Source organism: Sphingobacterium wenxiniae, from assembly GCF_900116225.1.
GTDB classification, from domain to species: domain Bacteria; phylum Bacteroidota; class Bacteroidia; order Sphingobacteriales; family Sphingobacteriaceae; genus Sphingobacterium; species Sphingobacterium wenxiniae.
This window is the reverse complement of record NZ_FOZZ01000009.1, coordinates 100442-123905: the sequence shown is the minus strand read 5'-3', so window position 1 is coordinate 123905 and position 23464 is coordinate 100442. Positions and strand designations below refer to the sequence as shown.

The following is a 23464-nucleotide window of genomic DNA, read 5'->3' as shown; positions in this document are numbered from 1 at the left end:
TGCGAAACAGAAAAGGATGCTGCGCCTCCCTGCCGTACTTTAAGAGATAGAATCTATTCAAATACCACGCTGAGCCTGTCGAAACGCTACATGTCTATCCGCTCAACAATGTCAGGCAGAGTCTGTCGACGCCCCTAAACAACAAGGAAACTTGATAATGCAATACGTTCATTTTTTACATTAACATGATTGCCTACCATCTTCCGCGTAATGTAGATTTACACATTACACCAGAAGAAATACCATTATAATAAAAAGCAGCCCTCAGAAATCTGAGAGCTGCTAAATAAAGATAAACTTAAGAAACAATTTCTAAAATTAAGGCTTGGCTACTGCAATGTAGTCTGCCATTACATTCAGCGTTTCATCCAAAATAAAATCGAACTCGGTCTTTGGTTGAGGTTCCCCCTCTTTCCAAAGCGGCAAGCCACGCAACTCTAAGGCCTTATTGACACGGGCGCGGTTTTTCATTTTATTTTTCTCACGCTCTTTTTGCAGTTCTTCCTGTTTCAAGCTGATTTCCTGTATAGTGTCCGCTTTTCCGAACTCTTCGATATCCTCCAATAAGAACTGATATTCAGGGGATTTCTTCATCCGGCTTTCATGCTTAGTCGTTAAGGCCTTTATCGTTTCACCCAAATCAGTCACTTTCGCGAAATTACTTGGTTTAATCTGATCCCAAGGCAAAGCAGAAGGTTCGGAACTCTCACCAAACTTCTCAGCAGAATATTGCGAAGGGAAAATGATATCTGGCATTACCCCTTTATGCTGCGTACTGCTACCGTTAACACGGTAGAACTTACCCATGGTAATATTAATTTGCCCAAACTCTGGCGCTCCGTTTGGCGTATCCGGGTCTTTATCTTCTCCCTTAGCTTTCAACAACAATTTATTCGTCGCGCTGATAAAGCGGGACATATCGATAGCCGATTGCACTGTACCTTTTCCATACGATTGGGAACCAAAAACAACACCACGACCATAATCTTGAATTGCTCCTGCAAAAATCTCCGATGCAGAGGCTGAAAAACGGTTAATCATCACCCCAAAAGGCCCATCCCAAGCCACGCCTGGCTCTTCATCATTATCCACCTGCACACGGTTACGTACATCGCGAACTTGCACCACTGGGCCTTTATCAATAAACAAGCCGGTCAATTCAATAGCTTCTTGCAACGAACCACCTCCATTGCTACGTAAATCCAAGACAACAGCATCTACTTTTTCTTGTCTCAGGGTATCCAAGATCAGCCGCACATCTCTCGTTGTACTTTTATAATCCGGGTCACGGCGACGATAAGCATCAAAATCGATATAGAATTTCGGAAGCTTAATCAGCCCTATTTTATAGGTTTTGCCATCCTCTCCTTTCACCTGTTTGATTTCTTTCTGTGCAGATTCTTCTTCAATAACTATTTTTTCACGTTTTAACGCTACAATCTTGGGCTGTGCAGTAAGTTCCTGCCCTGCAGGGATAATTTTTAGTCGAACAACCGTATTCTTCGGCCCTTTGATTTTAGCTACTGCAGCATCCAATCGCCAACCAATAATATCCTCAAACTCACCCTCTCCTTGAGCCACGCCCACAATTCTATCATCTACCTGCAAACTCTTATCCTTAAACGCCGGTCCGCCAGCAATAATTTCCTTGATCGTCACCATTTCATTTTCCATCATTAAACGAGCGCCTATCCCCTCAAAAGTGTTGGACATGTTTTCGTTAAATGCTTGTGCAAACGAAGGGTTATAATACGTCGTATGTGGATCGACAGCGTCTGTCAATGCGGTCATAATCAATTGAAACGCATCATTGGAATTCGTTTGTTTTGCTTGGCTGATAAGATTCTTGTAACGTTTACGTAAAGTTTCCTTATGCTTTTCGACATCTACAGAATCCTTATCTGTTGAGGTCAAACGTAAGTTCAACAAGTCATATTTCACACGCTTGCGCCATTGCTCGTTGAGCTCCTGCTCCGATGTCAGATAAGGTAATTTCTCACGGTAAGCGACATATTTCTCGTCTATACTGAAATCGTGTTCAGCATCTACTTGGGATAACGCATATTCCATGCACTGCATATAGCGTTTTGAATACACATTAAACATGTGGAAAGGTGCTGTTAGGTCTCCCTTTCTGAAATCCTGACTAATATGATTGCGGAACTCTTGAAATTCATCGACATCTGACTGCAACAAATAGTTGCGACCGGCATCCATCGATTTCAATAGGTTATCAAATACGATATTAGACAAGGAGTCCGTCATCGGCACTTTCTTATAACTGTAATTCTCCAACAAGTTGGCAACCTCAGAAGCGATTACCTCATGCTGTGCAGAGGGTCTTAACTCCAACTCTCCCTCCCCTATACTCACTCTTGGTTTTGACCCACATGCGATAACCAATACCAACGCGAGGCCAAATACAATATTCTTAAACATAAAGACCAATTTATTTAAATGCATTTATATATTCCTTTCAGTATTCAAATTTTACACACGAAAAGTTTGAACGCGCTAAAAATACTGAAAAATGAACCATGTTACGCTATTCCAGCTAAAATATTAACGTAATTTATAGGTTTTACCCAAAAACTATGCGCAAATGTATTTTTCTGTTGTAAAAATTCTATTACTCATGTTTACTGAACAGCACACTGCGCAAATCGTGGTAGCTATTTAAGGCATCTTCCGCTTTGTTCAGATCCTTTTCATCCATATAAATCTGTCCCAGCTTATCGACAATCGCCAATTGTAGTAGTTTATTGTCTTCTTCTTCGGCTAATTTTTCGGCCTGTTGAAATTCCTTACTCGCTATACGGTAGTTTTTCTGTGCAAATTTCGAGAAAGCGAGCATATATTCGATTTCAGCAAGTTCGCTATGGAAGTTTTTGCTGTTTGCTAAGTCTCGGGCCTGAATAAGAAACCACTGTGCCTCTGTATGTTTGTTCTGCAGCTGATATATTCGGGCAAGGGTTTGCCAGGCAATGACTTTACGGTCATAGGCTTTGGCTTTGTTCAGCAACGGAATCGCTTTACGGATAATATTGTTTTCTGCAGAGCGATAATCTTTATCATAAGCTTGTATCAGCGCAATCTTTGTCAATGAATTGGCTTGCTCCACAATACTCTTCTGGGTCAATGCAGACTGGTAAAAAGCTTCTTGGAAGAAACCCGCCTGTTGAATATTGCGTTCAAAGAGAAACAAATTCGCCAGATTGTATTGGATAGTAGCTACATCCATGCTGTTCGGTGTTTTCTGTGCATGCTGTAAGGCGCGCTGCAATAAGGTCAAAGCATTGGAGATATCTCCTGCCTTCAGCATCATATCGGCATACACATGCAATAAGCCATAACCGCCAACATAATTTTCGCGCTTAAGTTCATCTGCAATCAGCTTTTCCCACTGTGAACCGTCTTTCGGTAATGGGGAAATTAAATACTGGATATTGGACACATTGCTCGTAGGCTTAAACTCTTCCACCACACGTTGCAAATCCAAAGCCCTTTCAATACTGTCCTCAAACCGTATCTTTTCCTTATAGGAATCCGTCAATAGCTCTTCTCTAGTACGTGGAGCCGGCAACACATAAACCTGCGGACCAATCCCGTTAAAGTTTACATCATATTTATTTACATATCCCGAAGGATCCAACATTTTTCCTTTATCCTGCGCTTTGCCCAAAAGGGTGAAAACTATCCCTACCCCAAGCAGCATAAAGCGCTTTGCTATGATTTCCATACAAAATCTATTTTACTCGTTACCCAAACATACGTAAATTCACTTTCACATGCAACAGCAATAATATTGCACATCCCCATAAAATTATTTAAGTTTGATTGATAAAAACACAATATTATGTTACCAAAAATTGATTTTACAACAACCCAAGCTTATAAATACCTCGCAGATTATTATATCAAAATCAACGAGAAATCTTTAAAGGATCTATTTACCGAGGATTCGGGACGCTTTGAGAAGTTTTCCGTTACTTTTAACGATATTCTGTTAGATTATTCCAAAAACAGAATAGATGACCAAAGCATAGCGCTCTTGATCCAATTGGCCAAAGAATGTCAGGTAGACAAAGCTATCGAAGCCATGTTCCAAGGTGAAAAAATCAACGAAACAGAAGGCAGACAGGTATTGCACACAGCATTGCGCAACTTCTCTGGTGAGCCTGTCATCGTGGATGGGGAGGATGTGATGCCAAATGTGAAAGCCGTGTTGGCGCACATGAAAGATTTTACGAACCGTATCTTATCTGGTGAATGGAAGGGTTATACTGGAAAAGAAATCACCGATGTTGTTAATATCGGTATTGGTGGTTCTGATCTGGGACCAGTAATGGTTACGGAAGCATTAAAAGCCTACAAAACCCGGTTGAACCTACACTTTGTATCCAATGTAGATGGCACACATATTGCCGAAACCTTGAAAAAGGTAGACCCTGAGACTACCCTCTTCTTGATAGCTTCCAAAACCTTTACAACACAGGAAACCATGGCTAATGCCACTTCGGCAAAAGACTGGTTTTTGGAATCCGGTGCTGCACAGGCAGATGTCGCTAAGCATTTCGCTGCTTTAAGTACGAATGAAAAAGGTGTAGCTGCTTTTGGTATCGACACACAGAATATGTTTGAATTCTGGGATTGGGTCGGGGGTCGTTATTCCCTTTGGTCCGCGATAGGCTTATCCATCGCATTAGGCATAGGTTATGACAACTTCGAAGCTTTGTTGAAAGGAGCGCATCAGGCAGACGTACACTTCCGCACGGCAGCGTTTGAGGAGAATATCCCGGTAATCTTGGCTTTGCTCGGCGTATGGTACAACAACTTCTTTGAAGCCGAGAGCCATGCCATTCTCCCTTACGATCAGTACCTCCACCGCTTTGCAGCCTATTTCCAGCAGGGTGATATGGAAAGTAACGGTAAATATGTAGACCGCAGCGGACAGCGTGTAGATTACCAAACGGGACCTATCATCTGGGGTGAGCCGGGAACAAACGGACAGCATGCTTTCTATCAGCTGATCCACCAAGGCACAAAGTTGATTCCATGCGATTTCATAGCTCCTGCCATCTCACACAACCCTATTGGCCGCCATCATGCGATGTTGCTATCTAACTTCTTCGCGCAAACTGAAGCGCTAATGAACGGAAAAACAGAAGAAGAAGTCGTTGCGGAATTTCAACAGGCTGGCAAATCTGCAGAAGAAATAGAAAAGCTGAAAGCTTTCAAAGTCTTTGAAGGCAATAGACCAACCAACTCTATTTTGTTCAAAAAGATTACACCTGAAAGCCTAGGTGCACTAATCGCTTTCTACGAACACAAAATATTCGTTCAGGGGATTATATGGAACATCTTTAGCTTCGACCAATGGGGAGTGGAATTAGGCAAGCAATTAGCCAACAAGATTCTACCGGAACTGGAAAACGAGGAGTCCATCACAAGCCATGACGCATCAACCAACGGATTGATTAATCAATACAAGGCTTGGAGATAGTTTAAAAGGAAAAGGCGAAGTTTTATAAAACTTCGCCTTTTCCTTTTAAACTCGTACTCGTTTGCAATGAGGACGAGACAAATTCCTACATCACTTTAAAATGCCTGAACAGCAGAAAGCCTCCTAAACCAACAGAAACGAACGGATAACCTTTATTGAGCGGCATCGTATAGTCGTAGCCTACTTTAACCATACAAAACGGTATTTCAAAGTATACATGTGGAGAAACCCGAAATTGATTAGCAAATTGCTTGTTGAAATCGAACAGATACCCAGCAGTGACATTGGCGGATACCAAAAAGTCCTTATAATCATTATCCACTATAAAATACATGCCTGTTACCTGCGGTTGTAAGCCCGAAGGGGCTTCCTTATTCCGCGTGGTATAATCCAACCCAAAGGCAATATCATACGGAAGGTATTTATTGAAGAACACCGGTGCATTCAATGATGCCTGAAACATTGGTTTTTTATCGAATTTACCGCCCACACTGACAACCTGAGCATGCAGGGATTGCATACCCAGAAACCATAAAAATGTCAAATAAAATACCGTTACTTTCATTTTCCTATTTGACCTGTATTCAAAATATTTCTACCTATTTTATGTGTGGCTTTCGGGCAACAGTATTCTACAACCGAGCTGTATAACTCAGCCGTAAAGTAATGAACTCCTAAAGGATAACGCCTAAGAACAGCATAATATTTTGATAACTAAAAAAACACCCTCAAGATTGAAAATCTTGAGGGTGTTTTTTTAGTCACTCCACTATTACAACAATATCCCTATCAAACAATCTGGATATACGCCGATTGCTAAGGTCAGCAAAGCTGCAATTCCCAAGACCACAATATAGTTTACCGAGATAGGCAAAGCTGTTTGTTCTGCGTCCGCTGTGCTTTCTCTAAAGTACATATTCACCACAACATGTAAGTAATAATAGATACCAATTGCTGCATTCACCGCCGCCAATACCAGCAACATGACATTATAAGTACCCATAACATTGCTAAACATCATAAACTTACCGACAAAACCTGCTGTCAATGGGATCCCTGCTAAGGAAAGCATAGCTACCGTCAATGCTGCTGCTAATAAAGGTTTGCGTTTTCCTAACCCATTAAACGCTTCAAACTGCTCGGAACCTGTTTCACGTTTCACCAAGATCAAAGCACCAAAAGCAATCACAGAGGCCAACGAATATGCTGTAGCATACACCAATATGCTGGATGCAGACTCTATCCCTAAGGCAACAATTGCAAAGAGCATATACCCTGCATGTGAGATACTGGAATAAGCCATCATGCGCTTAAAGCTGCTCTGCATCAATGCACTGATATTCCCCACAAAAAGGGTGATGATGATAATCGTTAACAATACCGGTGTCCAGAAATCACTCAGTGGGACCATCACCGTACCGAATAGGCGCAAGAAGCCTACAAACGAAGCAACTTTCACAACTGTACTCATAAAGCTGGTAATCAAGATTGGCGCTCCATCATACACATCCGGTGTCCAGAAGTGGAAAGGCGCAACACCTACCTTGAAGCAAAGACCACAAAGCAACAGCAATATCCCGCCATAAAATAATGGTGATATCTCAGTTGCCGTCATCACATACGCACGAAGTCCTTCCAGATCGAAAGTACCCGTAGCGCCATACAATAAGGTTATTCCAAATAACAAAAACCCAGTAGAAAATGCTCCCATCAGGAAATATTTCAATGCAGCCTCATTGGAAGCAAAATCTGTCCTGCGGATACCCACCAAGATATATAAAGCAACGGACATAATCTCAATCCCTACAAAAAGCATCACAAAATTATGATAGGAATTGACAAGAACGGCTCCTGTCAGGGAAAACAGGATAAGGCAGTAATATTCTGCCACATTCTTACTGATACTGGTGAAGTATTCTTTGGAAAGCAACAAGATCAATCCGGTCACCACAATACTTAAAACCGTAAAGGACAGCGCCAGGTGGTCGAAAATCACCATACCGCTGAATTGCGGTTCTGCTTCTTTATTCCAATCAGCCAACGTAAAGCCTAACGCTACAGCCAATCCCAAAAGCGTAACAGGAAGCAAGGCGTTCTTGGCCTTGAAAAGCCCAAGATACAAAACCAAAATTCCCAAAACACTTAACGTAATAATCGCTCCCATGATATGATTCTCGCTACTTAAAATTTAATTTGATTCAATAAGTTCACTACTGACGCTTCCGACAGTTTCAAAATACTGTTTGGCAATATGCCCAAGAATAAGGTGAAAAAGACAATGACCACCAACACCAAAACCTCTGCTCCGCGAATATCACCTCCCAAAATCGGGCGCAAAGTCAGTGTCCCAAGCATGGATTTCTGATAAAAACGCAGCATATAAACAGCCCCTAAGATTAAGGTCAACCCACCAAATACCGCAAACCACACGCCATAATCGTACACGCCTTTCAGCAAGAGGAATTCACCAATGAAGCCGTTGGTCAAAGGCAATCCGACCGCTCCCATCAGGATAATCAAGAACACAGTGGCCAATTTCGGAAAAGGAGCTGCCAACCCACCTTGTTCACCCAGCAGTCTTGTACCGGTTCTGTCCTCCAAAATATCGATAATAAAGAACAAGCCAACAACACTGATACCGTGGTTCACCATCTGAATAATGGCTCCTTGTACACCTTCTTCATGCCAAGACACAACACCGGCACTAATAAGCCCAACGTGGGCAATGGATGAATAAGCAATCAGACGCTTCGCATCCTGCTGTTTGAAGGCAATAATCGATGCATACACAATACCAATAACACATAACACCATCACCACTTGGCTATAGGCGACCACACCAAAAGGTGCAATCGGCAACAGCCAACGGATTAATCCATATACGCCCATTTTAAGCATAATACCAGCCAAAAGCATAGTACCTGCTGCCGGAGCATTGGTATAAGTATCAGGTTGCCAGGTATGGAAAGGGAAAATCGGAATCTTAATAGCAAAAGCGATAAAGAAAGCCCAAAATATCCAGCGTTGTGTTGTCTCTGACAGATCCAACGCCACAAATGATGTCCATTCAAAATTGTTTGAAGGAACCTGCTTATAGAGGTAGATAATCCCAATCAGCATCAATAGACTTCCGAAGAAGGTATAGATAAAAAATTTCAGATTAACCTTTATCCGGTCCCCACTGCCCCACAATGCACAGATGAAGTAAATTGGTATCAAAGCAATTTCCCAACCCACATAGAACGAGAATGCATCTAAAGCCAAGAATACCAACAGTAAACCTGCCTGCATGAACGACACCAATCCGTAAAAGTTTCCTTTATATGCCTTCGAGAAAGTGGTCAGCACAATAAGTGGAATAAGGCCATTTGTCAGTAACACCATTGGCAGGCTGATGCCGTCCAGACCGATATGGAAGTGCACGCCCAAAGAGGCTATCCAAACCCAGTTTTGCTCAAATTGAATAGCAGCATTCGGCTCAAACCCGCAGAGGAATGGAAGCGTTAGCCCTGCTTGAAGGAGAGCGAAAACCAAGGCAGTCCACTTTGCCGTAGACGATTGCTTAATGAAAAACAAGACAATCGCCGCTATAATTGGTACTAACAGTAATATAAATAAGTTACTCATTGAAAAGTAAAAATTAAAAAGTCAAAACCAGACGTAATGAGTCTATCGGAAATAATAAATACTAATATCTCAATACGCAATACTCACTACACAATACTAATAAAAGAATCCATATATCAATATAGCAACAACCCCTATAACCATCATAAAGATATAGAAGCCCACATGTCCGCTCTGCAATAAACGTATTCCTTTACCCGAACCAACAAAAAATTCACCAAGGCCATTGACAAATCCATCTATTCCCAAGCGGTCAACGTATTTATATAAGACAGTGGATAATTTTTTCAGTGGGTTTACAATCACCGCATCATAAAGCTCGTCAATGTATAGCTTATTGTAAGACAAGGCATGCAAACCACCTTCCGCCTTATCGTCAGCCACCGGAATATTTTTCTTACTCACATAGGTATTATACGCTACAATCGCCATGACAATAGCCCCCAATACCGATGCTCCCATAAGGATATATTCCGTAGAATGGCTCAAGGTCAACGTGGTTGAACCGATAGCATTGCTCCCTTCAAAAATCGGAGCTAAGAAATGTGCAAGATTATGGTGTCCACCCAAGGCTTCCGGCACATTCATGAATCCACCGATAGCTGAAAGAATAGCCAGTACAATCAATGGTAATGTCATCTGCCAAGGCGATTCATGTAAATGGCTTTTTTGCTCTGCCGTGCCGCGGAACTCACCGAAGAAAGTCAGATACAATAAACGGAACATATAGAATGCTGTAAATAATGCAGTCAAGAAACCTACCGCCCAATACAGGATATTATGCTGAAAAGCGTAAGCCAAAATCTCATCCTTTGAGAAGAAACCGGCCAAAGGCGGAATACCACTGATAGCAATCGTACCGATCAGCATTGTCACAAAGGTTACAGGTAGTGACTTGCGTAGTCCACCCATCGACCGCATATCCTGCTCATTGCTCATAGCATGGATAACAGAACCTGCCCCAAGGAATAACAAGGCTTTAAAGAAAGCATGTGTCAACACATGGAAGAAAGCACCGGTAAATGCACCCACGCCTAAAGCTAGGAACATATAGCCCAACTGGGATACGGTCGAGTAAGCCAATACTTTTTTAATGTCGTTTTGGGTTAATGCGATAAAGGCAGCTATCAATGCCGTTGCCAGTCCAACGATAGCCATGATTTCCATGGTCACTGGGGATAGGGTAAACAAAATATTGGAACGAACGACCATATAGATACCTGCGGTAACCATGGTTGCTGCGTGGATAAGTGCAGAAACCGGAGTTGGACCAGCCATCGCATCCGGCAACCATGTAAACAAAGGTATTTGTGCAGACTTACCGGTTGCTGCGACAAAGAGTAACAGGGTAATGATAAGAACTGTTGAATCACCTACAGATAATGTCGCCGCTTGTCCAAACACTTCTTTGTATTCTAAGCTTCCGAACGTAGACAAAATAAAGAACATCGCAATCAGGAAACCTAAGTCCCCGATACGGTTCATAACGAAAGCTTTCTTTGCGGCAGAAGCGTAGGATGAGTTTTTGAACCAAAAGCCGATAAGCAGGTAAGAACATAGACCAACACCTTCCCAACCGATGAACATCACCAAATAATTGGAACCCATCACCAATATCGTCATGAAAAAGATAAACAGGTTCAAGTAGGCAAAGAATTTCCCAAATCCATTATCGCCTGACATATAGCTGTAAGAATACAAGTGTATCAATAAGCCAACGCCTGTAATAATCAACAACATTAAACTGCTCAGCGGATCAATAAGAAACGATAAACTCACCTTCAGGTTGCCGACAGCAAACCAATCAAATAGGTGTCTACTAATTTCCGCCACCTCACCAGCATCACGCGCCGCTTTGATATCAAGATATAGTGATACACTCAATAAAAAGGACAGTAATACGGTTCCGCATCCTATTATTCCCACTAATGCCTTCGGCAGGACATTTCGGCCCAGACCGTTTATCACAAACCCCACAAATGGAATCAGGGGAATAAGCCAAATTAGTTCTTTCATGTATTCTTGTTAAAAATATTTTTAGTTGTTAGTAATTATCTCCTTTCAATTATTCCCCCTTTGGGGGTTAGGGGGATTTACCAACGTAATTTACTTAACGACTCTATATCCAGCGACTTCGTGTTGCGATATACCATAATGATAATCGCCAGACCGACGGCCACTTCTGCTGCTGCCAAAGCCATAACGAAGAAGACGAAAACCTGCCCACTGGGATCTCCTCTGTAAGCGGAAAAAGCCGCCAACAAAAGATTTACCGAGTTAAGCATCAATTCAATGGACATCATAATGATAATCACATTACGACGAATAAGGACTCCGGTTACACCAATAGCGAAAATAATACTACAAAAAATGATGTAGTGGTTCAATGGAACGCCTTGGATTTGTTCTACAATATTTCCCATTATGCTTTCTTAACGTCTTTCTTTGCCAACAAAACTGCCCCTATCATCGCTGCTAACAACAGGATCGATGAAATCTCGAAGGGCAATAAAAACTCATTAAACAATACCTTGCCTAAATTCTCAACCAATCCGATATCTGCATGTGCGGCCACCATCTCATTACTTGGTTCGATAACACGAAAAGCTCCCAAAAGCGTAGCCAATAAACACATACCGGCTATTGCCCCCATAATCTTCACCAAATTGGATTTGACGGGTTCAGCTTCCTCGTTCAGGTTTAGCAACATCATGACAAACAGGAAAAGCACAATAATGGCTCCCATGTAAACAATAAAGTTCACAACAGCCAAAAACTGTGCATTCAGCAGGATGTAATGTACGGTCAAAGTGAAAAAGGTAATGACCAAATAGAGCACACTATGCACAGGGTTCTTTGTGAAGATGGTCATCAGCGCAAAGAAAATAGCTAAAAATGCGACTAAATAAAATACTGACATTTTAGTTGGTGTTTTCTTGGTTTAATTTTTTAATATCAAAAACGGGTTCTACAAGCTTGTCTTTACCATATATGAAATCCTTTCGCAAGTAGTCCGCCGTCACATGCGGGCCATCTAAATAAATCGCCTCCTTAGGACAAGCTTCCTCACATAGACCACAGAAGATGCAACGCAACATATTGATTTCATAAACGGCAGCATACTTCTCTTCACGATATAAGTGCTCTTCACCTTTCGTACGTTCCGCTGCAGTCATCGTAATCGCTTCGGCAGGACAAGATAAGGCACACAGACCACAGGCCGTACAACGCTCACGCCCCTGCTCATCACGCTTCAACGAGTGTTGGCCACGAAAATTCTTAGAATATGGTCGCTGTTCTTCCGGATACTTGATAGTCGGTATCTTCTTGAAGAAATGTCGGATAGTAATCCCAAGCCCCTTAACAATAGACGGCAGGTATATCCGCTCCCAAAAATTCATGGGTTTCTGCTCAATGACTTTCTTTCTATTAGATAATGATTGCATATCTGTTTTATTTATGAATACAAGGTCTCAAATCTCAATACGCTGTACTCAATACTAAAAATACATATCTTTTATAATCGTAACTACCGCTGTCAACACAATATTGGCAATTGCCAAAGGAATCAGCATCTTCCACCCCAGATTCATCAACTGGTCATAACGGAAGCGCGGTAATGTCCAACGAATCCACATGAAAAAGAAGATAAATCCAAAAATTTTGAAGAAGAACACTAGTACACCGATAATCGTAATCCAGTTTTGCGATAACCCCAAATCATACATGAACGGGAAGTTATATCCCCCAAAGTATAGCGCTGCCATCAACGCTGAAGACACAAACATGTTAATATATTCGGAGAACATGTAAAGCCCCAACTTCATTGAAGAGTATTCGGTATGGTAACCCCCGACCAATTCTGTCTCACATTCCGGTAAATCGAAAGGAACGCGGTTACACTCGGCAAAAGCACAGGTAATGAACACTAGGAATCCGATAGGCTGCACCCAGATATTCCAGTTCACAAAGCCCGATTGCTGTGCCACGATTTCACCCATCGAAAGTGTTCCGGTCACCATCAGCAAAGCAATGATGGAAAGACCCATCGCAATTTCATAACTGATACTTTGCGAGGCAGCACGTATAGCGCCCATCAACGAAAACTTGTTGTTCGAAGCCCATCCTCCCAACATAATACCATATACACCCAAGGCTACAACGCCAAAAATATACAAAATACCTACGTTGATGTCTGCTACCTGCAATGATACCTCACGACCAGCAATTTCTAAGGTTTGCCCCCAAGGAATGACCGCCGAACTGATACAGGCAGTAATAATAGCCAGTGTCGGCCCTAATATAAATAGTCCCTTATGTGCCCCTGCAGGTATGATTTCCTCTTTGAAAAAGAATTTTCCACCATCGCACAAAGGTTGCAATAAACCAAACGGTCCTGCGCGATGCGGTCCGTGACGGTCCTGCATAAAGCCTGCAATCTTGCGTTCTGCAAGAGTAGAATACATCGCTATCACCAATGAAACGGTAAAAACGATGACCACCAATATTAATTTTTCTAAAATAAAAGCTCCTTCCATGTGCTGACTGTGCTTATTTTAATTTTTCTGTTCGTGCCAATTGTTCTGCATTTGCAACCTGCAATGCCGGATTTTCCTTAATCACCGGTGGCGGGTTAAACTCCGCATAATGGTTTGCCGTAATAACGGACTCTTTCTCAACAGGTGTTGGTTCTTCCAATACCCAGTCTGAAGTCTGCTTTGTATCAAAACGACAGGTATTACAGATGAAGTCTTCCACCTCATTATATTCATCTTTCCGTCCTGTCACACGCAAAACCTCTTCCCCTTTGTACCACAGCGTCACCTTACCTGAACAGGTCGGGCAATCACGATGTGCATCTACTGGTTTTGTAAACCATACCCGGTTCTTAAAGCGGAAAGTCTTATCGGTAAGCGCTCCAACCGGACAAACATCGATAACATTACCGATGAAATCACTATCCAATGCATTCTCAATGAATGTTGATATTTCTGAATGGTCTCCACGATGGATAACACCATGCTCACGACCTTCGGTCAATTGATTCGCAACATACACACAACGGTAGCAAAGAATACAGCGGTTCATGTGTAACTGTATCTTATCGCCAATATCTATACGTTCAAATGTACGACGCTCAAATTCATACCTCGTATCGGCAACACCATGCTCATAGCTCAGGTCTTGTAGCTTACATTCACCGGCTTGGTCACAGATTGGGCAATCCAACGGGTGGTTAATCAACAGCATCTCTACCACCCCCTTACGTGCTTCCAACACATCCGGCGAAGTGATGTTCTGCACTTCCATACCATCCATGACCGTCGTACGGCAAGAAGCCACCAGTTTTGGCATGGGTCTCGGATCTTTTTCAGAACCTTTTGACACTTTCACCAAGCAGGTACGACATTTCCCTCCGCTGCCTTCCAGTTTGGAATAGTAGCACATAGCGGGAGGGACAATATCCCCGCCTATCTGCCGGGCAGCATTCAATATCGTCGTTCCGGGAGCTACATCTACCGGAATGCCATCTATCGTTACCTTAAATTTTACTTCTTCTTCAGCCATCGTCCCGAAATTAAAAAGTCAAAAATTATATCTTCAAGAGCCCATTCAAAGCTCGATTAAATCTTATTTTATGTTGTCACCAAAGGGTCAGCATAATGCGCTAAACCAAAGTTGCGCGTTTGCGCTTCTTCCGGATGAAGGATATGCCATTCAAATTCATCCCTAAAGTGACGGATCGCACTCGCTACCGGCCAAGCCGAAGCATCTCCAAGCGGGCATATCGTATGACCATCGATCTTTTGCTGAATATCCCACAGCAAATCTACATCGCTCAACGAAGCCTGACCATATTCAATCTTATGCAATACTTTCTCCATCCAGCCTGTTCCCTCTCGACAAGGCGAACACTGTCCACAGCTTTCGTGATGGTAGAACCGTGTGAAGTTCAACGTATTGCGCACGATACACTGGTCTTCATCAAATGCAACGAACCCACCGGATCCCATAGCCGTACCGGTCACAAAACCACCATCAGCCAAGGATTCATAAGTCATCAATCGGCTCTCGCCTTTTGCTGTCTTCAAAGCCAAATTTGTCGGAAGAATCGGCACAGATGAACCTCCCGCGACAACTGCTTTCAAGCGCTTGCCATTCGCAATTCCTCCGCAGTACTCATCCGAATAGATAAATTCTTCCATCGGTAAGCCCATCTCGATCTCATATACTCCCGGACGAACCAGATTTCCTGATGCAGAGATCAACTTTGTTCCAGTACTACGTTCTATACCGATTTTGGCGTATTCCTCACCGCCGTCATTTACAATAGGCACAGTAGCCGCAATAGATTCTACGTTGTTGACCACTGTCGGGCATCCGTAAAGGCCAGACACCGCGGGAAACGGAGGCTTGATACGCGGGTTTCCACGTTTACCTTCCAAGGATTCAAGCAAAGCAGTTTCTTCACCACAGATATAAGCTCCCCCGCCCGGCTGTACGTGGATTTCCAAGTCGTAACCGCTACCCAATATATTTTTTCCTAAAAACCCAGCAGCTTTAGCCTCGGCAATCGCTTTCTCCACAATACGGATTTGGGGCATCATTTCCCCACGGATATAGATGTAAGAAGTGTTTGCACCCAACGCATAGCTGGACACGATCATCCCTTCTACCAAAGCATGCGGGATATGCGTCATCAAGAAACGGTCTTTGAAAGTCCCCGGTTCCGATTCATCACCGTTACAAACCAAGTAACGCGGCACACCTTCCGGTTTTGCTAAGAAACTCCATTTCATCCCGGTTGGGAAACCAGCGCCTCCACGGCCACGTAATCCCGACTTTTTCACCTCTTCCACAACATCATCCGGCGACATCGTCTTCAAGGCTTTCTCCACAGCACGGTAGCCCCCTTTCTGACGGTATACCTCAAAACTCTGAATGCCGGGAACATCGATATGTGTCAACAATAACTTACGTGCCATAACTATCCTTGCTGAGATTTTTGTTTCAATTCATTAATTAAGTTGTCCACGCTTTCCTCCGTTAGGTTTTCGTAGAACGTATATTCGGGACCGATCTGTAATACCGGTCCAAAGCCACAGGCTGCCACGCATTCTACACCTCGCCACGAAAACAGACCGTCTGCCGTCACTTCGCCTTCTTTCACACCCAACCTTTGCTCAATATGCTTCATGATGCGCTCAGCACCAACCAGACAGCAAGGTCCTGTACGACAAACTTCCAACATGTATTTCCCTTGCGGCTGCAAAAAGAACATGGTATAGAAAGTAGCCACTTCATATACCTCTATAGGTCGAATATCAAGATAGGCAGCAACCTTATCCATCGCGTCAACGCTTAACCAGCCGTATTCTGCCTGCACCAAATGCAATACCGGCAATAGTGCTGATTTCTGACGCCCTTGTGGGTATCGCGCAACGACCTCGGCAAACTTGGCTAAGAGTTCATCCGAGAATTCGACAATCATATTTTCTTTAACACTAAGCATCTAATTCTCCTGCAATAACATTTAAACTACTCATATTGATAATGGCATCCGAAATCAACATCCCGCTGCTCATCGGTGCAAACATCTGATAGTTGACAAAAGAAGGCCGTCTGAAATGCAAACGATATGGCGAACGACCGCCATCGTGTATCAGGTAAAAACCTAATTCACCGTTGGCGCCTTCCACTGCGTGGTACACCTCGGATTGTGGCGTTTCCCACTCGCCCATGACAATCTTAAAGTGGTAGATAAGTGCTTCCATGTTGGTGTAAACTTGCTCTTTCGGAGGCAAATAGAATTCCGGCACATCCGCATGGAAAACACCAGCCGGCTCTTTCTTAATTTTTTCTAAAGCTTGCTCAATAATGCGCAAGGACTGCCACATCTCCTCGTTTCGCACCAAGAACCGGTCATAGACATCACCATTCGTGCCCACAGGGACTTCAAAATCAAATTCTTCATACGAACAATAAGGCGCAACGGCACGCACATCATAATCTACACCTGTAGCCCGTAGAATAGGACCAGACCAACTATAGCTCAAAGCCTCTTCTGGCGTTACGGCTGCAACACCGGATGTACGCTCAATGAAAATCCGATTACGTACGAAAAGCTCTTCAAATTCTTTCAATACAGGGGGGAAACGCTTCGTAAACTCTTCGATCTTACGGAAAGCAACTTCATTGAAATCGCGCTCAAATCCACCAATACGACCGATATTTGTCGTCAAACGTGCTCCACAAATCTCTTCGAAGATTTCATAAATAAATTCGCGTTCCTGCATAACATAGAGGAAGCCAGAAAAAGCCCCCGTATCCACACCCAAGATACCGTTACAGATAATATGATCCGCAATACGCGCCAATTCCATCACGATAACGCGCATATATTGCACACGCTTCGGTATCTCGATGTTCAACAGCTTTTCCACCGTCATGTGCCAGCCCATGTTATTGATCGGCGACGAACAGTAGTTCAAGCGGTCGGTCAAGGGTGTAATCTGGTAAAAAGGACGGTGTTCTGCAATTTTCTCAAAAGCACGGTGTATATAGCCAATGGTGGAGACACCACTAACAATCCGTTCACCATCAATCTGGACGACATTCTGGAATACACCATGTGTAGCAGGGTGCGTCGGGCCTATATTTAAGGTAATCAGCTCTTCTTGAGGGTCATTATCAAAAAATACCGGTTTATTGCTCGTTATCTTGGTTATGGGCTTGCTCATCTTCTCTATCCACTTAGGTGTTAACGTCCAAAGTAAAAATCTTTTTTATCTACGCGGTTAGGATCTTCCAAAGGATATTCCTTCCGCATCGGAAACACTTCCAATTCATCCATGTTCAGTATACGTCTCAAATCCGGATGTCCTTCGAACACAACGCCAAAGAAATCGTAGGTTTCCCGCTCCATCCAGTTCGCACCGTTCCATACGCTGGTAGCAGAAGCCACGCTCGGCTCTGGACCTTGAAGGAAAACCTTTAGCCGCAACCGAACATTCTGCAACATGTTGTGCACATGGTAAACTACGCAGAACTCGCGTTCTTGTTTCGGATAGTGAACAGCAGTAATGTCCGTCAGAAAATTGAAGCGAAGCGTTTCATCATCTTTCACAAAGCTGAGCACCTCAATAATGGCCTCTTTGTCCACCTCTACAGTCAACAGACCATGTGGTTCGCCCAATGGCTTCACACTCTGCCCGAATTTTTCTTGCAGAGAACTCAATATCAGTTGATTATCTAACTTATCCATTCTCTGTTACTATTCCGTATTTTTCTAATAAAGCCTTGTATTCCGGCGTGTTACGACGGTTCAAGGATTCATTTTTCACAATCTCCTGCAATCTCAACACACCATCCAGAATTGCCTCTGGTCTTGGCGGACAACCTGGCACATAGACATCTACAGGGATAATTTCATCGATTCCCTGCAAAACAGAATATGTGTCGAAAATACCACCACTGGATGCACAAGCACCAACAGCAATTACCCAACGAGGCTCTGCCATTTGTACATATACTTGCTTAAGTACGGGAGCCATCTTTTTAGCAATAGTTCCCATCACCAACAGCATATCTGCCTGGCGAGGTGAAAAACTTGGACGCTCGGCTCCAAATCGTGCCAAATCATAGGTAGAGCCCATGGTCGCCATAAATTCGATACCACAGCATGAAGTAGCAAAAGGCAATGGCCACAACGAATTGGCTCGGGCCAATCCAATAGCTTTATCCAAAGATGTAGCAAAAAATCCTGCACCTTCTACCCCAGGAGGCGCTTCTGCTAATGTCACTTTACTCATATCTTTTTATTTATATGCTGAATCGACGAACTGCCGAAGCGTTGAACTGACTGTATATTGTTAGACTAATGTTTATTTAAGCCCTCGATTCTACGATTTCACAATTCTACGCTTAAACGCTAATCCCAATCTAATGCTCCGCGCTTCATCTCGTAGACTAGTCCTAAGACTACTACACCTAAGAAAATCCCCATTTTCCACAAGCCATCCAAGCCCATTTCACGGAAATTGACAGCCCAAGGATACATAAATATTACTTCCACATCAAACAGGACAAACAAGATTGCCGCCATAAAATATTTCACGGAAAAGGGCTGACGCGCATTACCAATCACCTCCACACCGGATTCGAAAGCACTCAACTTGTTCTCTGTACGGACTTTAGGCCCGAGCAAGTGGGTGCCGATAATTGTCAAAACGCCAAATCCTACCGCAACCCCTAATTGTATGAGGATAGGAACATAGTCAACTGGTGTACTGCTTAGGTCTACAGCTTCCATAATCATTTCGTTTATTTATCTTTTCTCAAGTAACAAATATATAATTTTTTTGCAATAAAAAAAGGGACTGATATCAGTCCCTTTCGTTTTTTTATATGCTAAAACCTTATTCTTATAATTGTTCTGCAAACTGACCTGCAAATTCATCTTCTGGACTAACCTTTAAAGTCTCCAAGAAATGTGCTTTTGCTTTTGCTGTATCACCTTTTAAGTAAAGATAATAACCGATATAGTTATTTGCATCAACGATGTAAGAAGTCAAATCCTGATCACCTTCTGCTGTTTTAACAGCTTGCAACAATTTAGTGAAAGAGTCTACGAATAAACCTTGTGCACTTTCAGGATCATACATTACGTTATCCAAAGCTAACTCTGAAAGACCTTTATAATACAAGGCTGTGATAAGGTATTTCTTAACTACATCTTCTTTTGTTGCTGCGGTAACAATTCCGAAAGCTTTTACTGCTTCATCCAGAATAGGTTTAGCAGCCGTTAATTTTTGCTTGCCTAATTCAGCATTGATTTCCTCACCTTCAGCAGGAGAGACCATACGCGAACCTTTACTGTATTGACCAAGACCTAAGTAATAGTTTGCATCATAGTAATAATCCGATTCTGGCATAGACGCTGGTAAACGGAAGATTTTGATTGCTTCGTCAACTTCGCCATCTTGATATTTAGCAAAAGCAGTCTCTGCAATTTCCGTTTCCAAGTTATCATCCTCTTGCTGCTTAGCAATAGCTTCTTTCAACAAACCGAAACCTTTTACGTCATCACCTGCGCTTACATTTGCTAAACCAGCGTACAAGTAGTCACGAGGAATCAAACGCTCAGGCTGCACTTTGCTGAATAATGTGTTCAAGTGCTCTACAGCTTTCGCATAATCTTTATCCTGCAAATAAGCGGTATAACCTAAATAACGGAATACTTTCGCATCAGCTCCCGGAGCATTGGCCAATTCTTGGGCAACAACTTTCAACTCATCATAGTTTCCAGAGTATACCAAGAAGTCAGCATAACGTGTTTTTGCCTCTACAGAAGCATCTCCAGTCAGACTTAAGTATTTTTTATAGCTTTCAACAGCTTTTGTATTGATTTCGCGATATTGCTCTTCCGGAGCTTTCAATGAAGAAAGGTAATATGTTTCCGCAAGCTCACGGTAAAGTGGCGCATAGTTCGGGTTCTCTTGGATCAATTTATTCAAATCTTCAAGCACTACATCATACGCATGCGCTCTACGGGAAATCAAAATCTGACCGATTTTCGGTGATAACAAAGAAGGATCCATGTATTCCGCATCACGATAGTTCACGTATGCTTGGCTATTCTCGCCCATGCCAGCATAAGCAGCCCCCAATGCCACAAAAATAGTTGCATCTTTAGCATTTTTTGTTTTAGCTTGGGTAAGGTAATCAACTGCTTTTGTATAATCAGGCTTTGGTGCATTGGTATATGCTTCACCAATATACAACAAAGGCAAGTAATCTTTTTTGCCTAAACTGGAAACCGAAGTAGCAAACTTAGATTCTGCTGCACCTGCATTTCCTTTCAATAAGTCTACAATACCCAAACCAACATTGTTCAATTGCTCTTTTGGAGCATTGGTAAGACCTTGATTGAACACATACTCTGCAGAGTCAATCTTGTCGTTAACCAAGTGCACCTGACCTAAGTAAAAATAGTTTTCCCCATCTTTCGCTTTCTTCTCAACCAAATTTTGAAGAATAGACTTAGCCTTATCATACTCCTCGGCAGCTAATGCTGCTTTTGCATCCTTTAAGCTCTGTGCACTTACAGAACCTACTGTACCGGCTAATAATAGACTTAAAAATAATTTGCTGTTTGTCATAATTTATTATGTGTTCTATTTTTATACTTACTTTAAATTCTCTAAATATTATCTCTAATTATAATCTCTCTTCCTGGCATAGTAACGGGCACCATTCCCGATTTTAGCACAATTCGCTGTCCTCTATCACCTGTCAGAAAAGCCGAAAAGCCAATACCTAACCCCATATTGGGCTGATAGTTCAATACATAGACTGTTCTACGCAAAGGATACTGTTCTGCGGCAATGGTGGATTGATTTGGCTTGTAATATTTGTTATCTGCCCCCTCTCCCACTGAATTTTGCACGCTTAAGATACGAATATTATTTAAATCTGAAAATTTCTGCTTCAAATTTAAATAATCACTGTAACTCAAAACACCTATTTTCGCTTCATCGCGTACAACTTCTTCCAACACTTCTTTGGCCGACTCTTTTGCTTCAACATTCGTTCCCGAAACCTTCTCCAAGTTCGCCAAGGTCTTTAACTGACGAAAAGAACTGGAATTGAGATTATCAAATACCAACTTTTTAGATTGTTTCGCCCCTCCGCTCATCAGTTCGGAAACGTACGATATAGTAACGCTGGTATCTGCAGATTTCGTATGTCCAACCAAAACAATCGCATCAATAGCAATCGGAAAAATACGCGGATTGATCGATCGTTGCTTAAAATAAGCGTCTTCATCTTCATGCAATGTACGGGTTAGGATAGCCACCGTAGCTTCATCTGCCAGCAAATCCTTCACTGCCAAAATCTCTGGCTTCGCGGTAATGCTTAGACGAGCGTTAGGATATGCAGAAAGAAAGACTTCTTCCTGCTCTTTGATAAGCGACAGGATTGATTGATCTACTACCACATTGAGATTACCTACCAGAATATCTTCCTTAGCTGCGGATGAAACCACTTCTGTACTGTCCGAAACACTTCCCCCACCTTTGTTCGAGCGCGAACAGGAAGCGACAAAAAGAGCCAGTAAGAAAAATATACTTGATATATATCCTAATTTTTTCATTATACTATTTTGAATCCTATTTTTTCAAAAAGTTTAATCTCTCCCTTATTGCGTAAAGTTATTCTGCCACAAACGGGCAAAACGCATAAACGAATAAACGATCAACAAAACCCCAAAGATATTCTTGTAAGCCGGATCTATCGCTATGGGAAAGTTATCCCAAAATATGATAACCAATCCCAGTACAAAATAAAACAAGAACATCACGAGGCCTAAAATAGACAGAAATCGCTTTGTTGGCGATTTCTGTCTAAAATTATTGCTTTCTTTGTTAAAACCGAACATATTATTGTTGTAGGTTTAGTGACATTGGCAACGTGTAAGATACTTTTACCTTCCTACCGTTCTGTATACCCGGTTTCCAAGGTTTAGCTTTCTTAAGCACATTTATCAAAGCTTGTCCTGTACCATAAGACAAATCTTTCACTACTTTGATATCCTGCAACGTTCCATCTGTACCGATAACGAAGGAAACTTGGATTTGTCCTTTCACACCAGCATCAATTGCTCCTTGCGGGTATTGATAGTTATCCTGTACCCATTTACGGAAAGCATTAATACCACCTACTGGATCCGGTTGCACCTCCAAAGCTTCGAAAGCATAGATTTTATTCGGATCGCCATCCGGATCTCCAGTTGCACTACCTGTAATCTGACCTTCTACTTTCTTCGGACCGAACTCGCCTGTAGGAACACCAGATGCTCCTTTTGTACCTTTTAACGTAATACGTGCCGGAGTTTTATTCTCCTTTACGATTTCTTCTTGTGAGACCACCTCTTCCTTCACTTGATTCTGCGGAACAACCTTAGGTTCAGGGAAACGAACAAGATCCTCTGCAGGAGGTTCCTGTGCGATACGTTGAGGCGGTTCTTCATCTGGAATCGGCTCCTCTTCTTCCTCCTCTGGCTCCGGAATGTCCAAATCTTCCAAAGTAACCTCGGTAATCATAGGAGCTTCCTCGATCGGTTTATCAGGAAAAATTTTAATATTGAACATTTTTGGTGCACTCAAAAGAAGAACGGATGCTGAAATAATGAACAAACCTATATTGGTTGCCCGCGGAGCAAACTTACGCAGATCGTAGGCACCATATTCTTTGTTCCTATTCGCAAAAACGACATCAAGCCATTCCTTTTTGAATATATCTAATTTAGAACCAAACATATAACTCTTTAAT

General features: G+C 42.5%; 22 protein-coding genes. 1 reads left to right on the top strand and 21 read right to left on the bottom strand.

The annotated features are described in order from the left end of the window. Positions 1-318: 318 nt before the first annotated feature. Entirely contained in the window at positions 319-2439 is a 2121-nt protein-coding gene (locus BM375_RS12610; RefSeq protein WP_093366622.1) for a carboxy terminal-processing peptidase, read from the bottom strand. A 190-nt stretch (positions 2440-2629) separates the two neighbouring features. Then, complete coding sequence (locus BM375_RS12605) at positions 2630-3739, bottom strand: tetratricopeptide repeat protein (RefSeq protein ID WP_093366543.1); 1110 nt, start codon at positions 3737-3739, stop codon at positions 2630-2632. A gap of 117 nt (positions 3740-3856) precedes the next feature. Between BM375_RS12605 and pgi the strand changes: the two genes are divergently transcribed. Next, positions 3857-5503, top strand: coding sequence for a glucose-6-phosphate isomerase (pgi, locus tag BM375_RS12600; protein ID WP_093366541.1), 1647 nt, complete (start codon positions 3857-3859; stop codon positions 5501-5503). A gap of 85 nt (positions 5504-5588) precedes the next feature. Here pgi and BM375_RS12595 read toward each other — a convergent pair whose 3' ends face one another. From BM375_RS12595 to BM375_RS12505, 19 genes are all read right to left on the bottom strand, one after another. Next, positions 5589-6068, bottom strand: a complete 480-nt coding sequence (locus BM375_RS12595) for a hypothetical protein (protein WP_093366540.1) — start codon at positions 6066-6068, stop codon at positions 5589-5591. 207 nt (positions 6069-6275) lie between these two features. Continuing rightward, positions 6276-7667, bottom strand: coding sequence for an NADH-quinone oxidoreductase subunit N (locus BM375_RS12590; protein WP_093366538.1), 1392 nt, complete (start codon positions 7665-7667; stop codon positions 6276-6278). A 17-nt stretch (positions 7668-7684) separates the two neighbouring features. After that, positions 7685-9130 (bottom strand): complex I subunit 4 family protein, encoded by a 1446-nt coding sequence (locus BM375_RS12585; RefSeq protein WP_093366537.1) that lies wholly within the window; start codon positions 9128-9130, stop codon positions 7685-7687. 96 nt (positions 9131-9226) lie between these two features. Further along, the gene (nuoL, locus tag BM375_RS12580; RefSeq protein WP_093366535.1) at positions 9227-11146 is read right to left on the bottom strand and encodes an NADH-quinone oxidoreductase subunit L; all 1920 of its coding nucleotides are present in this window, start codon (positions 11144-11146) and stop codon (positions 9227-9229) included. 77 nt (positions 11147-11223) lie between these two features. Beyond that, complete coding sequence (nuoK, locus tag BM375_RS12575; protein ID WP_093366534.1) at positions 11224-11553, bottom strand: NADH-quinone oxidoreductase subunit NuoK; 330 nt, start codon at positions 11551-11553, stop codon at positions 11224-11226. Beyond that, positions 11553-12050 carry an NADH-quinone oxidoreductase subunit J family protein gene (locus BM375_RS12570; protein WP_093366532.1) on the bottom strand — a complete coding sequence of 166 codons (498 nt, stop codon included), beginning with the start codon at positions 12048-12050 and terminating at the stop codon, positions 11553-11555. The genes nuoK and BM375_RS12570 overlap by 1 nt, the downstream gene beginning before the upstream one ends. Position 12051: 1 nt before the next feature. Beyond that, a complete protein-coding gene (locus BM375_RS12565) occupies positions 12052-12576 on the bottom strand; it encodes a NuoI/complex I 23 kDa subunit family protein (RefSeq protein ID WP_093366531.1) in 525 nt (174 codons plus the stop codon). A gap of 54 nt (positions 12577-12630) precedes the next feature. After that, on the bottom strand, positions 12631-13668 hold the full coding sequence (nuoH, locus tag BM375_RS12560; protein WP_093366529.1) for an NADH-quinone oxidoreductase subunit NuoH: 1038 nt from the start codon (positions 13666-13668) through the stop codon (positions 12631-12633). A 13-nt stretch (positions 13669-13681) separates the two neighbouring features. After that, a complete protein-coding gene (locus BM375_RS12555; RefSeq protein WP_093366528.1) occupies positions 13682-14698 on the bottom strand; it encodes an NADH-quinone oxidoreductase subunit G in 1017 nt (338 codons plus the stop codon). Positions 14699-14766: 68 nt separating this feature from the next. Continuing rightward, entirely contained in the window at positions 14767-16116 is a 1350-nt protein-coding gene (gene nuoF / locus BM375_RS12550; RefSeq protein ID WP_093366526.1) for an NADH-quinone oxidoreductase subunit NuoF, read from the bottom strand. Positions 16117-16118: 2 nt separating this feature from the next. Further along, a complete protein-coding gene (locus tag BM375_RS12545; RefSeq protein WP_093366525.1) occupies positions 16119-16643 on the bottom strand; it encodes an NADH-quinone oxidoreductase subunit NuoE family protein in 525 nt (174 codons plus the stop codon). Beyond that, positions 16636-17871, bottom strand: coding sequence for an NADH-quinone oxidoreductase subunit D (locus BM375_RS12540; RefSeq protein WP_170852662.1), 1236 nt, complete (start codon positions 17869-17871; stop codon positions 16636-16638). Before BM375_RS12540 ends, BM375_RS12545 begins: the two co-directional genes overlap by 8 nt. A 20-nt stretch (positions 17872-17891) precedes the next feature. Further along, complete coding sequence (locus BM375_RS12535) at positions 17892-18395, bottom strand: NADH-quinone oxidoreductase subunit C (RefSeq protein WP_093366523.1); 504 nt, start codon at positions 18393-18395, stop codon at positions 17892-17894. Further along, positions 18388-18942, bottom strand: coding sequence for an NADH-quinone oxidoreductase subunit B (locus BM375_RS12530; RefSeq protein WP_093366522.1), 555 nt, complete (start codon positions 18940-18942; stop codon positions 18388-18390). The genes BM375_RS12535 and BM375_RS12530 overlap by 8 nt, the downstream gene beginning before the upstream one ends. Positions 18943-19061: 119 nt before the next feature. Then, the gene (locus BM375_RS12525; RefSeq protein ID WP_093366619.1) at positions 19062-19442 is read right to left on the bottom strand and encodes an NADH-quinone oxidoreductase subunit A; all 381 of its coding nucleotides are present in this window, start codon (positions 19440-19442) and stop codon (positions 19062-19064) included. A 112-nt stretch (positions 19443-19554) separates the two neighbouring features. Next, positions 19555-21291: a tetratricopeptide repeat protein gene (locus BM375_RS12520; RefSeq protein WP_093366520.1), complete on the bottom strand. Its 1737-nt coding sequence runs from the start codon at positions 21289-21291 to the stop codon at positions 19555-19557. 41 nt (positions 21292-21332) lie between these two features. Beyond that, complete coding sequence (locus tag BM375_RS12515) at positions 21333-22286, bottom strand: PstS family phosphate ABC transporter substrate-binding protein (RefSeq protein WP_093366519.1); 954 nt, start codon at positions 22284-22286, stop codon at positions 21333-21335. A 45-nt stretch (positions 22287-22331) separates the two neighbouring features. After that, the gene (locus BM375_RS12510) at positions 22332-22571 is read right to left on the bottom strand and encodes a hypothetical protein (protein WP_093366517.1); all 240 of its coding nucleotides are present in this window, start codon (positions 22569-22571) and stop codon (positions 22332-22334) included. Position 22572: 1 nt separating this feature from the next. Next, the gene (locus BM375_RS12505) at positions 22573-23451 is read right to left on the bottom strand and encodes an energy transducer TonB (RefSeq protein WP_093366516.1); all 879 of its coding nucleotides are present in this window, start codon (positions 23449-23451) and stop codon (positions 22573-22575) included. Between the last annotated feature and the right edge of the window lie 13 nt (positions 23452-23464).

What these genes read in the sequence shown, in the direction of transcription:
- BM375_RS12520 (WP_093366520.1), bottom strand. Translation starts at nt 21,291, where the DNA reads ATGACAAACAGCAAATTATTTTTAAGTCTATTATTAGCCGGTACAGTA.
- BM375_RS12510 (WP_093366517.1), bottom strand. Translation starts at nt 22,571, where the DNA reads ATGTTCGGTTTTAACAAAGAAAGCAATAATTTTAGACAGAAATCGCCA.
- BM375_RS12595 (WP_093366540.1), bottom strand. Translation starts at nt 6,068, where the DNA reads ATGAAAGTAACGGTATTTTATTTGACATTTTTATGGTTTCTGGGTATG.
- nuoH (WP_093366529.1), bottom strand. Translation starts at nt 13,668, where the DNA reads ATGGAAGGAGCTTTTATTTTAGAAAAATTAATATTGGTGGTCATCGTT.
- BM375_RS12515 (WP_093366519.1), bottom strand. Translation starts at nt 22,286, where the DNA reads ATGAAAAAATTAGGATATATATCAAGTATATTTTTCTTACTGGCTCTT.
- BM375_RS12535 (WP_093366523.1), bottom strand. Translation starts at nt 18,395, where the DNA reads ATGGATAAGTTAGATAATCAACTGATATTGAGTTCTCTGCAAGAAAAA.
- BM375_RS12610 (WP_093366622.1), bottom strand. Translation starts at nt 2,439, where the DNA reads ATGTTTAAGAATATTGTATTTGGCCTCGCGTTGGTATTGGTTATCGCA.
- BM375_RS12590 (WP_093366538.1), bottom strand. Translation starts at nt 7,667, where the DNA reads ATGGGAGCGATTATTACGTTAAGTGTTTTGGGAATTTTGGTTTTGTAT.
- BM375_RS12565 (WP_093366531.1), bottom strand. Translation starts at nt 12,576, where the DNA reads ATGCAATCATTATCTAATAGAAAGAAAGTCATTGAGCAGAAACCCATG.
- BM375_RS12545 (WP_093366525.1), bottom strand. Translation starts at nt 16,643, where the DNA reads ATGCTTAGTGTTAAAGAAAATATGATTGTCGAATTCTCGGATGAACTC.
- BM375_RS12505 (WP_093366516.1), bottom strand. Translation starts at nt 23,451, where the DNA reads ATGTTTGGTTCTAAATTAGATATATTCAAAAAGGAATGGCTTGATGTC.
- BM375_RS12525 (WP_093366619.1), bottom strand. Translation starts at nt 19,442, where the DNA reads ATGGAAGCTGTAGACCTAAGCAGTACACCAGTTGACTATGTTCCTATC.
- nuoL (WP_093366535.1), bottom strand. Translation starts at nt 11,146, where the DNA reads ATGAAAGAACTAATTTGGCTTATTCCCCTGATTCCATTTGTGGGGTTT.
- nuoK (WP_093366534.1), bottom strand. Translation starts at nt 11,553, where the DNA reads ATGGGAAATATTGTAGAACAAATCCAAGGCGTTCCATTGAACCACTAC.
- BM375_RS12605 (WP_093366543.1), bottom strand. Translation starts at nt 3,739, where the DNA reads ATGGAAATCATAGCAAAGCGCTTTATGCTGCTTGGGGTAGGGATAGTT.
- nuoF (WP_093366526.1), bottom strand. Translation starts at nt 16,116, where the DNA reads ATGGCACGTAAGTTATTGTTGACACATATCGATGTTCCCGGCATTCAG.
- BM375_RS12570 (WP_093366532.1), bottom strand. Translation starts at nt 12,050, where the DNA reads ATGTCAGTATTTTATTTAGTCGCATTTTTAGCTATTTTCTTTGCGCTG.
- pgi (WP_093366541.1), top strand. Translation starts at nt 3,857, where the DNA reads ATGTTACCAAAAATTGATTTTACAACAACCCAAGCTTATAAATACCTC.
- BM375_RS12555 (WP_093366528.1), bottom strand. Translation starts at nt 14,698, where the DNA reads ATGGCTGAAGAAGAAGTAAAATTTAAGGTAACGATAGATGGCATTCCG.
- BM375_RS12540 (WP_170852662.1), bottom strand. Translation starts at nt 17,871, where the DNA reads ATGAGCAAGCCCATAACCAAGATAACGAGCAATAAACCGGTATTTTTT.
- BM375_RS12585 (WP_093366537.1), bottom strand. Translation starts at nt 9,130, where the DNA reads ATGAGTAACTTATTTATATTACTGTTAGTACCAATTATAGCGGCGATT.
- BM375_RS12530 (WP_093366522.1), bottom strand. Translation starts at nt 18,942, where the DNA reads ATGAGTAAAGTGACATTAGCAGAAGCGCCTCCTGGGGTAGAAGGTGCA.